This window comes from Alkalihalobacillus sp. NPDC127517, assembly GCF_050276055.1.
GTDB lineage: Bacteria > Bacillota > Bacilli > Bacillales > Bacillaceae_D > Alkalicoccobacillus.
In genome coordinates this window covers 1-14,024 of sequence record NZ_JBNNQX010000013.1, presented here as the reverse complement: position 1 = coordinate 14,024, position 14,024 = coordinate 1, and the positions used below count along the sequence as shown (strand labels likewise).

The following is a 14,024-nucleotide window of genomic DNA, read 5'->3' as shown; positions in this document are numbered from 1 at the left end:
AGGCTTTATCCTGCTCCCATAGAACTAACTTTCATTTGTGGGTCACTGTCTTACAAAATTGTCATGTAAGGTTGTCGTTGCAAAGATTAAGGTAAAGGTAGTGCCTATATCAAGCTTAGACTCTACCTCAATACGATGACCAAGCTTCACGCAAATCTGCTTTACTAGGTATAGTCCCATACCTGTAGACTCTGTGTGCGTTCGCCCATTATCACCAGTGAAAAAAGGATGAAAGATACGAGGGATATCATGAGACTCTATTCCTATTCCCTCGTCAATTACTTTAAGTGTGGTTTGGCCAGATTGTGAAGAGACATGAAAATAAATTAAAGCCCCTTCCTGCTGTTTAGAGTACTTTAATGCATTAAGAAGAAGCTGATTACAAATCACATGTAGCCATTTTGAATCACTTGTTACAACAAGCTGGGACGTGTCTGGAGTGACTACCTTTGGATAGATTTTTCTACGAATAAATTGTTTCTTTTCTTCATTGATGACTTTATGAATGACCTCTTCAAGATTCACAGATTCTGATTTTAAATCAACGGAAAAATGATCAAGACGTGCCAGTTGAAGCATTAATTCAAGTCCATGGCGAAAACGTTCATTTTGTTCATGAAGATCCTCTAAAAAAGTATGGGTTGTATGATTTCCATCTGTTTGTTTTTCTTGTTGGATCATTAAAGAAATAACAGAAACAGGTGTTTTCATATGATGAACCCACTGATTAATAAATTCGGTATGCTGTTCTCGGTCTATTTCTTGTTGGCTGATGTCCTGTTCATAAGTAAAATGCTGCTTCTTTATAACGGATTGCCAAAGTCTCGCTTCAGAGGAGTAGGTTCTCATTTCAATTAATTCTTCAACTGTTCTGCGTTTAATAGAAGTTGTTTGTCCCGTATGAATCAGACGTTTTAACATGTTTCGTTTCCTGATCCAATCATAAGATAACCAAACAAGCATAAAGAACAAAGAGAGAATAAATAAGTAGAATAAGTTTGAAAAAGAAATGATCGCGCCAGCTTCACGGATCATTAGAAATGTCGTTAACATGAGTACGAATGTCTGGATCAGAAAAAGTAGAATGAAGTTTGCTTGATCCCTTATGTATGCTTTCATAAAGTTGACTTCCAACTCACTAAGAGTCTATACCCTTGTCCTCGCACAGTCTGGACAGCATTTTCTATACCGATATCGCCCAACCGTTTTCGCAGTCTTGTTACATTAACAGTCAAGGTGTTGTCATCAACAAAATCCACGTCATCCCAAAGAGCCTCCAATAGATCATCTCGTGTAACAATTCGCTCAACCTGTTCAGCAAGTTTATGAATGAGTCGATACTCTTTGTTTGTTAGAGAAACCTTTTGATCTTTCCACACAATTTCATGCTTATCCTGATAGAGGAACAGTCCTGATACATCGAACGTGGGCTGTTGAAAGGAGTTAAGTGCATATTCACCATATGTCCGTCGAAGTACGCTTTTTATTTTTGCTACAACAACATCTAAGTGAAACGGTTTAGTTATATAATCATCTCCACCGTTTTCAACGGCCATGACTTGATTCATTTCATCGGTACGAGCTGAGATGAAGATAACTGGCACATTTGAAATCGAACGAATCTGTCTACACCAGTAAAAGCCATCAAAATAAGGCAGGTTAATATCAAGCAAAACTAGATCAGGGGAGTGTTTGATAAATTCCTCTTTAATATGATTAAACTCATTAATAAGTTCAACTTGATGTTCATATCTCATTAAATATTCTGAAAGAATGGATGCTATTTTTGGGTCATCCTCAACCATTAAAATCTGATACAACGAAATCACCTCATCTTAAACATAGCAAACATTGACAATTAGTCCAATCAAAAAAAGCAAATCCGTGTGGTACACACGAATTTGCTAACATCTTAATAACCCTTTCCATAATCAACAACATTGATCGTCGGTTTCTTACCTTCTACATAGTTCTTCAGGTTAGGTATGAAGATGTCCTGAATGACGCGCTCCTGGTAATGCTCTGTCGCCCCAGCCGTATGTGGGGTAATGATGACTTCATCCATTTCCCAAAGTGGGCTTTCTTCTTCTAGGGGCTCTTTCTCAAATACGTCGAGTCCGGCTCCGGCAATTTGTCCGGACGTTAAGGCATCAACAAGATCTGATTCCTTTACAATCTCACCACGACCAATATTGATAAAAAAGGCGTTTTCTTTCATAGCCGAGAATGCATCTTTATTAAAAAGGTGATGAGTTTCACGTGTTAATGGAAGCGTAACTACAACGTAATCGCAGGCTGGAAGCATTTCCTGAAGTTGATCTGTTTTGTACATTGTATCTACATACTCATTTTCTTTCCCGGAATGACGCACTCCAAGCACATTCATTCCGAACGCTTTGGCTATCTTTGCTGTCTCTTCACCAATCGCACCAACACCGATAACTCCAATTGTTTTGCCATGTATCTCAAGCTTTAAGCCTTCATTTTCCCATGTTTTTGTTTGTTGATTGCGTACATAAGAATGAATCTTGCGTGTGAGTCCGAGCATTAAGGCAAAGATGGTTTCAGAGATCGGATAGGCATGAACACCATTCGCGCTTGTTACAGTGATTCCGCCTTGATCCATCTTTTCAAGAGGTAAGTAATCCACTCCCGCACTCCACGTTTGCAGCCAGTCAAGCGAACTTGGTTGACTGAAGTTTAGACTCTTTAGCTCCTTTTTCCAGCCTACGATTACACTTGCATCTTCAATCTTAGATTCCCAATTCTCAGGGTCTTTTCCATAAGCAATCGACCAATCAGGAACGATTTCCTTAATTTGTTGAAGCGATTCCTCTGATAAATTATGTGTAATGACTAATTGTTTGGATTGTGGCATCGTTAGTCCTCCGCATCTGCTTTTTTATTTAGTGTACCAGAATAAACAGAGAATTTCGTTGATTTTACCTTAACTCACAATTGGAGAGCGTCGCACATAGAAAACGATGCTCGCTAAAACAAGTAGCTCGGCAATAGGAATAGCAAGCCAAACTCCATTCACACCAAGTACGTAAGGAAGTGTGAATAAGATGATTAGCATAAATAATATTTCGCGCGCAAACGTAATCCAGGTAGCCATTTTTACATTTCCAATGGATTGATAATAAGTCATCATGACAAAGTTGGCTCCCATAAATAAATACGCAAAAAAGAATAGACGAATACCGGTTGTGGCGAGGCCTGTGACTGTTTCATCAAAGTCTCCAAAGATGCTCACAATTGGTATGGCACCGAGCTGACCAATGAAGAAGAACACTAGACCGGCAATAGCTGCTGTGCGTATAGCAATCTTAATCGTCTGACGTTTGCGATCGTGCCTGCGTCCTCCATGGTAATAACTTATCAAAGGCTGAATGGCAGAACCCATCCCAAGGAACATCAGGAGCATGACACCATGGACATAATTTAAAACGGAGAAGGCTGCAACACCATCGGTTCCTGCCAACCTTTCTAATGTCACGTTGTGCGATACGGTAAAAACAGAAATACCAACCTCAGCAAGAAAGCTAGGAAATCCTAGCATAATAGCTTGAACGAGTAGCGGACGCTGTAGTTGAAACTTGACTAATTTTAGCTGATTGTCTTTTCTAAAGAAATGCAGGCTTAAAACGCCAACTCCAAGTGCAGCAGAAATAATCGTACCGTACGCCGCTCCTGCCACACCTAAGTTTAATACGTATAGAATAATATAGTTCAGAATCACATTTGTTACAGCCGTTACAATCAATGCGCTCATTGCGAGCGTTGGATTTCGGTCATTTCGAACAAAGACGCTTGTCACATTCTCTATGGTAAATACAAATCCAAAGAGAAGCATGACATTTAGGTAAGCCGATGCGTAAGGGTATGTTTCTTCATTTGCACCGAGGGCATAGACAAGCGGTTCCCTGAAAAAAAATGCAATAATACCAATCACAAGCGTAGCTGAGAAAATAACAATCAATGATTGGGTAAAAATGAATTGTGCTTTTTTAGGATCTTTGGCTCCCATTGCTTGTGAGAACAACGTTGCGCCCCCAATTCCAATCCATAAGGACATGGCAACAAATACCGTATAGACTGGACCGGCAATTCCAACACCAGCAAGCGCAACAGGTCCCAGTCGGTTTCCGACCATGATTCCATCGGCAACAAAGTTTAATGCCATAAGTAACATCCCCACAAGAGAAGGAACGAGATATTTCAAAAAGATCTTTCCAACTGGTTGGGTATCTAATGGATTCGTGAAAGTATCTTGAGTAGTCATGTAAGCATCTCCATCATAAAATCAAATTATTTAACGACACCACGCCAGAAAATGGACCATAGTGCCTTTAACTTTATCTGTGCTCGTTCTTTATTTCCGTAAACGAGTTCTATAAAAATCGCATCGACCATGGAAAGGTAAGCTAAAACACCTGATCGAGCATCCTCTATTTCCATCAAGCCTTCGGATAGAGCTGCTTGAAACCTAGGTATAAAAGCTTCCTCAAATTTCGTCTCATACTGCGCAACTTGTTGCATTACTTTTTCATTTAAGTGAGAAGGAGGAAAAAAGGATATTCGTAATCCAAAGCGGTAGCTATCTTCCTCATTAAATCGTCGAAGTAATAAGTAAAGATGTTCTTCTAAGAGATCATGCATAGAAAGATCTTGTTTTTGATCGATCCAATGAATAAGAAACGACAGATCATTCTTTAATGAATCTTCAAGCACCGTTAGAAAAAGGTCGTCCTTGTTTTTAAAATGTGTATAGATTGATTGTTTCTTTATGCCTACTTCGTCAGCGATTTGAGCTAGTGATGCACCTTCAAATCCATTCTGTCCAAACGAAAACAAAGCAGCTTTTTTAATCTCATCAGCTGTCATATATTATCCACCTTCCGAACGTTCGTCAGTTCATCCTAACAAAGAACGTTACTCGTGTCTATAATAAGAATGAGAGACTCCTTTGACACATAATTGTCACATAATAATATGGAAAAAGTAGGACTATTTCTACTAATTTTTGATTATACTAATACTAGACAAAAATCGAGTTTCATAACATAAGAGAAGATAGAGAGAAAAAAGATTAGGAGGAATGAAAGACGTGAAGGGCGGTCTCGGCATTAAAATTATTTCAGCAGTATTTCTAGTGGGTGTAGTCGGAATGATGATCATGGCTAGCGTACAAGTATCTTCATAAGAAGGTAGATCATATAAAGAGCTCCAAGCGCAGGAATGTAGCGTTTGGGGCTCTTGTTTATTTTGGATATGGCACGAAGGAAGGAGTTGGGGATCGAGCAGAAAGAGAGGAGGGGTCGCGTAAAAAGAGGGTAGGTCGCGCGCACCTGACCTAAAGTCGCGCAAAAAAAGAGAGAGGGCGCGCATACATGAGCCAAAGTCGCGCAAAAAGAGATGTAGGCCGGGCATACTTAAGCCAACCGCACTCCTCTTCCCATACTTACATCCCTGTAAGGTTCTTGAAAGTATAATCGATAGGTGCAGAATTGTTTGCTTCTTATACTAGGGGTATACTAAATGAACGGGAGATGGACGGAATGAAGGGAAGTTTAGGGATTAAAGTGATCTCAGCAACATTTATCATTGGGGTTATCAGTATTTTATTGATTGCAGCGAGCGTTCAGGCTTAAGAGGAGGGAAGTAAGATGCTAACAGTGAGCCATGTTTCCAAGACGTATAGTGGAAAGGTTGCTTATCGTGCGCTTGAGGATGTTTCGTTTGATGTGGGCGATGGGGAATATGTTGGGATCATGGGACCCTCTGGTAGTGGGAAGACGACTCTTCTCAATATCATGTCAACGATTGATTCGCCAACGTCCGGTTTTATTCAATTGGACGGGGACGTTCCTCATACATTAAACGAAAAACAGCTGGCTTCCTTTCGGGCGAAAAAGCTGGGATTTGTGTTTCAAAACTTTCAACTGCTGGATACGCTAACAGTGGAAGAAAATATGGTCCTGCCTCTTACGCTTGATGGAGGTCACTCCATTCAAGAGATGCAAAGTCGGATTCAGCAGCTGGCAAAGAAACTTGGGATTCACGAAATTCTTGATAAACGAATCTATGAGTTATCAGGTGGACAAATTCAGCGCACGGCAATTGGACGAGCGTTAATACATAAACCGAAGCTTTTGCTGGCAGATGAACCTACGGGGAATTTAGATTCCAGGGCAACAAGTGATGTCATGGAGCTTTTACATAAGATGAATAAGGAAGAGAAGACAACTATTCTGATGGTGACACATGATCCAGTTGTCGCGAGTTACTGTGATCGGATTTTGTTTATTAAGGATGGTCAGCTGTTTAACGAATTGTATAAGGGGGAGCACCGGGAATCCTTTTATCAAAATATTGTTCAGGTTCTTTCATTGATGGGAGGAGACAATCGTGACCTTTCGTCAGTTCGCCTACCGTAATATTATTCGCAACAAACGAACGTACTCTGCTTTTTTACTTAGCTGTGCGTTTTCTGTGTTTGTCTTTTTTGTGTATGCTGTATTTGTGTTTCATCCGAGCGTTGGTGAAGGATTGATTACAGAGGTTGCAGTTGTTGGAATGACTGTATCTCTTTATGTGATCTTTGGATTTTCGTTCTTATTTGTGCTGTATTCAATGGGCACCTTTTTAACATCGAGGAAACAGGAATTTGGCATTCTAGTGCTGCATGGCTTAACGAAGAAAAAGCTAAGGCAGCTGCTTTTTTTTGAAAGCTGTTTAATTGGATTTGGGGCTATCCTGATAGGGGTATGTGTAGGGCTAGCATTTGAAAAGCTGTTCTTAATGGCCATTAGTAACGTCATTTTGTTGGACGAGATGCCATTTTACATGCCATGGAAGGCTCTTGGGTTAACCATAGGTGTTTTTATTTTATTATTTGCAAGTATCTCATACTTTACGTCCTTTATCGTGCGTACATCAAAGGTTCGTGAGTTACTTCAAGGGAAGGAAAAGCCCGAATCCTTTCCAGTGGCATCTCCATTTCTTAGCATTCTCGCGCTCGTTTTAATTGGTGGAGGATATCTTCTGGCGTTTACCGCCGAATCAGAGCAAGTGGTTGTTCGCTTTTTCCCAGTAACGTTGATGGTGGTTGTAGGTACCTATTTCTTCTTTACACAACTAAGTGTATTTGTTATGAGGCGACTTCAACAGAACCCGAGGAAACATTGGAAAAGTTATAAGTTAATTAGTCGGTCTAATTTAATTTATCGATTGAAGGATCATTCACGTGTTTTTTTCCTGGTCTCTATTATTTCAACAATTGCTATTTGTGCTACAGGAACCATTGCGACCTTTGGAACAACAATGGATCGCGAGTTCGAACAGCCTATGGCGATGACGTATATCAGTCTAGATCAAAAGGATGCGAATCAGGTTCGACAGCAGTTATCTGAGGAATTAATGGAAAAGCAGATAGACTATCAAGAAACGAGCCTCACGTTAAAAGAGACAGAAGGCAAACTTCAGAGCTCTAAATGGGAAGTGGACTATGCTTATGATTATACTCTAGTTTCGATAACAGAGTTCAATCAACTTGCGAGTATGTTAAATCTTCCAAAACTTAATTTAACTGATCAACAAGTGCAACCACTAGCTACTTATGAAGGGGAATGGGAAAATAGTAGAGAAGAAGAAACATTACTATTCGAGGGACAATCTCCTTTAGTTATAGAGGATATGTACCCTTATCAAGTATTTGGTACTTCCTATTTCTTGAGCGTTAATCCTGTGGTGGTATCAGATTCTGTTTATAATGATGTTCAAAGATTTAAAGAACAGTTTTTTGTCGGTTACACGATCGCTGATTGGGAGAGGACAGAGTTAATAGGACGAGATTTATACGAAAACGAATTGCAACTGGAACGTGCGTACTTTCAGGATAGGAGTAACCCTGTTCCAACCTTTAGCTTCCATTCAAGTGGACTCTTTTATTTACAAGCAAGTAGCCTGTACCAGACCACGTTACTGATCGGCTCGGTGATAGGAATAGTCTTTTTTATCGCAACGGGGAGTTTCCTTTATTATCGCCTGTACACCTATTTACCAAGAGACGCTGAGCGGTTTATTATATTAAGGAAACTAGGTTTTACGTTTAAGCAAATTAATCGCGTTGTGACTACCGAGATGAGTTTGTTATTTTTCATTCCGTTTGTTCTATCACTTATTCATGCAAGTGTTGCCTTTGTAGCGCTTCAATCAATGTATATGCAAGGAAGAAATATCATTCATTCAGTAGTTCTAGTGATTGCTGGATTTGCAGCTGCGCAGGTAATTTATTTTCTATTAATGCGCAAACAATATATTCAAAATCTACGCCATCTTATAGAAAAAGCATAGGTCAGGAGGCGAGTGAACTTGGCAGAAACGGTATTAATCATAGAAGACGATGAGAAACTGGCTTCCGTCTTAAAAGAAAAGCTCGTGCGTTATGGATTTACGGTGTTTACGCATAACGGAGAGGCAGATCTACTTTCTTTTTTTGAAAAAGCAGATCCAAGTATTATCTTACTAGATATTAACCTTCCGACCTTTGATGGATTTTATTGGTGCCGTCAAATTAGACAACGTTCAACGTGTCCTGTCATTTTCATCTCCGCACGAAGCAGTGAGATTGATCAGGTAATGGCTTTGGAGCATGGTGGGGATGACTATCTTCCGAAACCTTTCCATACAGATGTACTGGTAGCGAAAGTAAGAAGCCATATTAGGCGCGCGTATGGAGAATATTCTACGGCACCTGAAGAGAAGACGATTGAGCTTAATGGTCTTGTGTATCATTCAGAGCGTATGGAGCTTTCTTTTGAAGAAGAAACAGTTATGCTTTCTAAGAAAGAATGCCAATTGATTGAGTTGCTGATGAAAACCTATCCGAATGTGGTTACACGACAAGCTATTCTCGATAAGCTTTGGGATGATACACATTTTATAGATGAGAATACGGTGAATGTAAATATGACAAGAGTCCGTAAGCAACTACAGTCACTAGGAATTCATGATGCAGTCGAAACGATTCGTGGAGCAGGCTACCGGTTACATGTGACTTGGGGTCGTTCAACATGAGTTTATTTTGGAGAGATCATCGACTTTTAGTCATTATACAAATCATTCAAGCTTTAATGATTGGTTCCATTCTTTATCTTGATCCCGATGCTCAAGGCTCAAGCCTTCTTTACGCCATGTTTTTGTCCATGTTACTAATGGCCGTTTATCTGGTCTACAGATACATTGTATTAGCTCCTTACTATAAGAAATTAACGAACGAAACCACGGGTCATCACGACTTTAAGATTGAAGGAGACCACCCGCTCATTCGAGCACATAACCAATTACTTGGACGTTATTACAATCAGCATCAAGCAGAACAGCACCAGCTTGAGATTCGTAAAAATCAGCAGGTTCAGTTTATGACACAGTGGGTGCATCAAATGAAGACACCTGTTTCTGTTATGAACTTAATTACTCAAAATGAAGCAGATTTTCACGAATATCCTGCCCTCAGAACTGAATTAAAACGATTAGAAAAAGGGCTCGACCTTGCTTTGCATACGGCCAGGTTCGAACAGTTTGAACAAGACTTCCGCGTAAAGTCGGTTCAGTTGAAAACGCTTGTTCAACAAGTCGTTCAAGATAATAAGAGATTGTTCATCTTAAAGGAAATGTATCCGAAAATTGATGTTGATGAGGCTATCACTGTATCCTCAGATCCTAAGTGGCTTGTGTTTATGTTAGATCAGTTAATTGTGAACGCGATAAAGTACACAAAGGACTCGGGAAAACAGCTTCTAATCTCGAGTCAATTAAATGGACAAGTTCCAACACTTCTTATCCAGGATCAAGGAGTAGGGATTCAAGCATCAGACTTACCAATGATCAGCCGGCCCTTTTATACAGGAGAAAATGGTCGGAAATACGGCGAATCAACAGGTATGGGATTGCATCTTGTTTATGAATTGTGCGAGAAACTTACTATTCAAATTAAAATGGAATCAGAAGTTGGGGTAGGTACGAAGGTTTACCTCACCTTTCCAAGTTCGTAGTGGCCTTGCCATAATTAAAAATCAATAATTAAAAGGGCAAATGATTAGGTAAATAAATCATTTGCCTTCGTGTTTTCATGGAACAAATGGAGGGAGGATGCTTTAATCATATATCTCAGACTAAAGAAGGGTTATCCAATTAAATCATCATCAGTAGTCATAATCGTCTTCATGAACGAAATAAGATATAATTAGATTAACGAAATAGATGCCGGGGTTGAGGTTAAGGAGTAGATCAGATGAAACATGTATTTTCATATATAAAGCCTTATCGAATAGCTGTATTTATCGCCTTGGTTTTAATGCTACTTGAGCTTACTGTCGAGTTAGCTTCACCGTTAATTTTAGCTCGAATGATTGATGACGGTGTTGTAGCTGGGGACTTAAACGTTATTTTATTTTGGGGATCTATACTCATGGGAGGCTCTATTATTGCTTTCTTTGCAGGGGTCATCAATTCATTTTTTGCAGCCCATGCGGGTCAGAGTACAGGACTCGATCTAAGGTCATCGATGTATCGACGTATTCAGTTATCCTCGTTTGAAAAGCTTGAGAAATTCTCAACCTCTTCATTAATTATGAGACTAACAAACGATGTCACCCAAATTCAGAATACTGTGTTTATGGGACTGCGTATTATGATGAGAGCTCCACTTCTGATTATCGGAGGAATAACCTTATCATTTTTTGTGAATGTTCAGCTAGCACTCGTATTCGCTGTTGTGATTCCTTTACTTGTGTTAACGATTACGATCTTAATGAGAAAAGGGGCCGTGTCGTTTGGTTGGGTTCAACGAAAGCTGGATCAAGTGAATCATAGTATGCGAGAAAACTTGTTGGCCATTAAGCTAATCAAGGCTTTTGTACGACGAGGTCACGAAGCTAAACAATTTGTCACAAAGAATGAACAATTAAAGGATCAGACGATGCGGGCATTGCGTTTAATGGAGGTTACCCAACCGATTCTATTACTTCTAATGAATGCATCAATTATTGCTGTATTGTGGTTCGGAAGTGTTCAATTAGGTACGGGCGGAGCTCAAGTTGGAGAAATTGTAGCCATTGTGAACTACGCTACAAGAATTACAGGTGCCTTAACCGTTCTTTCTATGATTATTATGGTTGTATCAAGAGCAAAGGCTTCTGCGGAGCGGATTGAGGAAGTACTAACGGAGTGTAGTGGGGATGAGGAACAAGCGATTCAGAAGGAAGGATCATCGTATACTCAACATGGCGATATCACGTTTGAGCATGTATCATTTGCTTATCCCGAGGCCAACCATGAAGCGATTCACGACCTATCCTTTCATGTATCAGCTTATCAAACAGTTGCGGTGATTGGCGCAACAGGTTCTGGGAAATCATCTCTTTTTCAATTAATCCCTCGCTTATATCAACCGACTAGTGGACACATATCCATTGATGGAACAAATATCAATGAGCTTGATTTACGTACATTAAGAAATACAATCGGGTACGTTTCACAGCAAACGATGCTTTTTTCTGGTACGATCCGCGAGAATATTTCTTGGGGGAAGCCCGATGCAACCATAGAGGAAATCATTCAGGCTACAGAGGCGGCACAAATTCACGAGACGATTTCCAAATTGCCGGATGGGTATGATACACGAATTGGACAACGGGGTGTGAATCTTTCTGGGGGCCAGAAGCAACGTATTGCGATTGCACGAGCACTTCTTAGAAAGCCTGCCATTCTACTATTAGATGATAGTACGAGTGCACTTGATAACAAAACCGAGGCCGCTTTTTTTAAAGCCTTAAGGCAATACCCATGCACAACGATCTTAATTACACAAAAGCTCTCGACTGCAATGGCTGCAGATTCGATTCTGCTTCTTGAGCACGGGGAATTAGTTGACGAAGGAAAACATGAGCATCTTCTAGCTACATCAGCCTTCTATCAAGAGTTGTACTATTCGCAGTATCGAAAGGAGGCCTAGGGTATGGGATCCCCTCTTAGAGAGCCGTTTCAATATGAGAAAATAAAGATTGATCATTCAAAGAATAACAAAAAGAAAAACAATAAAAAGGCGAAGGACTGGAAGGGAACACTCCTTCGAATATGGACGTTTTTATCAGTTTACCGGTTGAAATTATTCCTTGTTATCACGATGGTTGTCATTAGCTCCGTTTTAAGCTTACTTGGGCCATTTCTTGTGGGAAAAGCCATTGATGATTATTTTATTGCTGGAAATTTGGGTGGATTGCCGTTACTACTACTTGCGTTAGCAGTCATTTATCTTGGCTTATCACTTGCCACATGGTTTCAAAACTATTGGATGATTGGGGTGTCTCAGCAGACCGTTCAAGAAATGAGAACTCTTTTATTTCTACAAATTCAGCGGTTACCACTAGCCTATTTTGATAAACGACAGCATGGTGAGTTAATGAGTCGAATGACAAATGATATGGAGAATGTCAGTAACACCTTAAATAGCTCGATTATACAGCTACTTTCCAGTGTCATTACGTTTATTGGGATTTTAGCTGTAATGCTTTGGTTAAGTCCATTGTTGACCGCTGTCACATTGATGGTGGTTCCATTAATGTTCATCGGTTTAAGATGGATCACCAAACGAACCTCTGTCTTTTTTAAGGAACAGCAAAAAAATCTTGGGAACTTAAATGGCTATATTGAGGAAACGATTGCCGGCCAAGCGATGGTTAAAACATTCTCAAGAGAAGAACCAATTATTCAAGACTTTGAAGAGAAGAATCAAAAACTTCGAACATCAGGATTTTGGGCACAAACGTATTCGGGGTTTATCCCTAAAGTAATGAACGTGTTAAACAATGCTAGTTTTGCGATTATAGCAGGAGTTGGTGGTTTGCTCGCCTTAAATCCAGCTTCTGGTGTGACGGTCGGAACCATTGTGATCTTTGCGGAGTATTCAAGACAATTTACAAGACCACTTAATGACTTAGCCAATCAGTTTAACACGTTACTTTCGGCCATTGCTGGTGCAGAGCGTGTGTTTGAGGTCATTGATGAACCGTCAGATGAAGATCACGAAGGGGCTGCTCCTATTGAATCTATCAAGGGCGATGTCAGCTTCGATCATGTATCTTTCTCATACGACAATGAACTGATCTTAAAGGATGTCTCCTTCTCTGTGCAATCAGGTGAGACCGTTGCGTTTGTCGGTCCTACAGGTGCTGGTAAAACAACGATCATTAACTTACTCTCATATTTTTACGAAACCGATCAAGGTCACATTTTCATTGACGGTATCGATATGAAGAAGATTCAAAAAGAAAGCTTGAGGAAAAAAATGGGCTTTGTTTTACAGGATTCCTTCCTGTTTCAGGGAAGTATTCGTGAAAACATTCGCTATGGACGATTGGATGCAACGGACGAAGAGGTAGAAGAAGCAGCCCAAAAAGCAAATGCTCATGACTTTATCGTAAGGCTTCAAAATGGATATGAAACAGAGTTAAAACAAGATGGTGGAGGAATAAGTCAGGGGCAAAAGCAACTTCTTTCAATAGCGAGAGCCATTCTTGCTGATCCTTCTATCTTAATTTTGGACGAAGCCACTTCAAGTATTGATACAATTACTGAAATGCGGATTCAAGAAGCACTTCAACGATTGATGAAAGGGAGAACAAGCTTTATGATTGCCCACCGTTTAAATACGATTGAGCAGGCTGACCGTATTTATGTCTTACAGGATGGTGAGATTACGGAGCATGGATCCCATGAAGACTTAATGAATCAGCAAGGATTTTACTTTGGGTTACACCAAAAACTTGAGCAACAGCAAACCGGATAACGTTACTAGGCTGAGACAAAACTAAAAAATGAATGAAAAAATGGCGAATGATTCAACAATTGAATCATTCGCCATTGGTGTGTGCGCCCAGCATGGGTGATAACTTGGTGGTGAAAGTCCACTACAGGCTTGGCAGTAGGAACTGTTAGCTGACGGCAAGTGTGTCCATCGC

At 40.1% G+C, this 14,024-nt stretch carries 11 protein-coding genes; 6 read left to right on the top strand and 5 right to left on the bottom strand.

What is annotated here, in order from left to right:
- Positions 1-42: 42 nt before the first annotated feature.
- The 5 genes from ACQKKO_RS16910 to ACQKKO_RS16890 form a co-directional block, all read right to left on the bottom strand.
- Positions 43-1,119 (bottom strand): sensor histidine kinase, encoded by a 1,077-nt coding sequence (locus tag ACQKKO_RS16910; RefSeq protein WP_498649260.1) that lies wholly within the window; start codon positions 1,117-1,119, stop codon positions 43-45.
- Positions 1,116-1,820: a response regulator transcription factor gene (locus tag ACQKKO_RS16905; RefSeq protein WP_498649258.1), complete on the bottom strand. Its 705-nt coding sequence runs from the start codon at positions 1,818-1,820 to the stop codon at positions 1,116-1,118. Before ACQKKO_RS16905 ends, ACQKKO_RS16910 begins: the two co-directional genes overlap by 4 nt.
- 92 nt (positions 1,821-1,912) lie before the next feature.
- Complete coding sequence (locus ACQKKO_RS16900; protein WP_498649255.1) at positions 1,913-2,878, bottom strand: D-2-hydroxyacid dehydrogenase; 966 nt, start codon at positions 2,876-2,878, stop codon at positions 1,913-1,915.
- Positions 2,879-2,947: 69 nt separating this feature from the next.
- Positions 2,948-4,285, bottom strand: a complete 1,338-nt coding sequence (locus tag ACQKKO_RS16895) for an MATE family efflux transporter (protein WP_498649252.1) — start codon at positions 4,283-4,285, stop codon at positions 2,948-2,950.
- Between the two features lie 26 nt (positions 4,286-4,311).
- A complete protein-coding gene (locus ACQKKO_RS16890) occupies positions 4,312-4,887 on the bottom strand; it encodes a TetR/AcrR family transcriptional regulator (RefSeq protein WP_498649250.1) in 576 nt (191 codons plus the stop codon).
- Between the two features lie 782 nt (positions 4,888-5,669).
- On the opposite strand from ACQKKO_RS16890, the gene ACQKKO_RS16885 reads away from it, so the two are divergent.
- From ACQKKO_RS16885 to ACQKKO_RS16860, 6 genes are all read left to right on the top strand, one after another.
- Positions 5,670-6,440 (top strand): ABC transporter ATP-binding protein, encoded by a 771-nt coding sequence (locus tag ACQKKO_RS16885; RefSeq protein WP_498649248.1) that lies wholly within the window; start codon positions 5,670-5,672, stop codon positions 6,438-6,440.
- A complete protein-coding gene (locus ACQKKO_RS16880) occupies positions 6,412-8,358 on the top strand; it encodes an ABC transporter permease (protein WP_498649246.1) in 1,947 nt (648 codons plus the stop codon). Before ACQKKO_RS16885 ends, ACQKKO_RS16880 begins: the two co-directional genes overlap by 29 nt.
- An 18-nt stretch (positions 8,359-8,376) precedes the next feature.
- Positions 8,377-9,081, top strand: coding sequence for a response regulator transcription factor (locus tag ACQKKO_RS16875; RefSeq protein WP_498649244.1), 705 nt, complete (start codon positions 8,377-8,379; stop codon positions 9,079-9,081).
- Positions 9,078-10,058, top strand: coding sequence for a sensor histidine kinase (locus ACQKKO_RS16870; RefSeq protein ID WP_498649242.1), 981 nt, complete (start codon positions 9,078-9,080; stop codon positions 10,056-10,058). The genes ACQKKO_RS16875 and ACQKKO_RS16870 overlap by 4 nt, the downstream gene beginning before the upstream one ends.
- 239 nt (positions 10,059-10,297) lie before the next feature.
- Positions 10,298-12,019 (top strand): ABC transporter ATP-binding protein, encoded by a 1,722-nt coding sequence (locus ACQKKO_RS16865; protein WP_498649240.1) that lies wholly within the window; start codon positions 10,298-10,300, stop codon positions 12,017-12,019.
- 3 nt (positions 12,020-12,022) lie between these two features.
- Entirely contained in the window at positions 12,023-13,852 is a 1,830-nt protein-coding gene (locus ACQKKO_RS16860) for an ABC transporter ATP-binding protein (protein WP_498649238.1), read from the top strand.
- Positions 13,853-14,024 lie beyond the last annotated feature (172 nt).